Raw genomic sequence first — 1,086 nt, 5'->3', positions numbered from 1 at the left:
GACCAACGACACCACGCCGGTCCTCACCGGCACGGCTGAGGCCGGCGCCACCGTCACCGTCTTCAACGGCGCGACGGCGATCGGCACCGCGGTCGCCGGCACCAACGGCACCTTCACCCTCACCCCGACCACGGCACTGGGGGAGGGCGCCAACACCCTGACGGTGACCGCCACGGACGTCGCCGGCAACACCTCCGCCGCCTCCGCCGGGGTGAACCTGACCATCGACACGCACGCACCGAACGTCCCGACCCTCACCGGCCAGAACGGGCCGGTCGGCACCGCGACGCCGACCCTCACCGGTACGGCCGATGCCGGCACGACCGTCACGGTCTACGACAACGGCGCCCCCATCGGCACCGCCATCGCCGGCACCAACGGCACCTTCACCCTCACCCCGACCACGGCATTGGGGGAGGGCGCCAACTCGCTCACGGTGACCGCCACGGATGCGGCCGGCAACGTCTCCGCCGCCTCCGCCGGGGTGAACCTGACCGTCGATACGATGGCCCCCGGTACGCCGTCCCTCACGGGCCTGCCGGTCGCGACCCACGACACCACGCCGGTCCTCACCGGCATGGCCGAGGCCGGCGCCACCGTCACCGTCTTCAAAGGTGCGATGGCGATCGGCACCGCCGTCGCCGGCACGGAAGGCACCTTCACCCTCACCCCGACCGTGGCGCTGACGGAGGGCGCCAACACCCTGACGGTGACCGCCACGGACGTCGCCGGCAACACCTCCGCCGCCTCCGCCGGGGTGAACCTGACCATCGACACGCTCGCACCGAACGTGCCGACCCTCACCGGCCAGAACGGGCCGGTCGACACCGCGACGCCGACCCTCACCGCTACGGCCGATGCCGGCACGACCGGCACGTTCTACGACAACGCCGCCCCCATCGGCACCGCCATCGCCGGCACCAACGGCACCTTCACCCTCACCCCGACCCCGGCCTTGGGGGAGGGCGCCAACCCGCTCACGTCTCCTGCCACGGACGCGGCCGGCAACGTCTCCCTGGCGGCCGGCACGAATCTGACCATCGATACGGCGGCCCCGGGCGCCCCGTCCCTCACAGCGCCGGGCCT

At 73.1% G+C, this 1,086-nt stretch carries 1 protein-coding gene; it reads left to right on the top strand.

The window, feature by feature from the left end:
- Nucleotides 1-1,086 (top strand): Ig-like domain-containing protein (locus tag MKK53_RS18260; protein ID WP_243930134.1); only part of this gene is annotated, 1,086 nt, incomplete at both ends.

It is taken from the genome of Methylobacterium sp. J-076 (assembly GCF_022829405.1).
In the GTDB taxonomy this organism is placed as follows: domain Bacteria; phylum Pseudomonadota; class Alphaproteobacteria; order Rhizobiales; family Beijerinckiaceae; genus Methylobacterium.
This window is presented reverse-complemented; position numbering and strand designations above follow the sequence as displayed.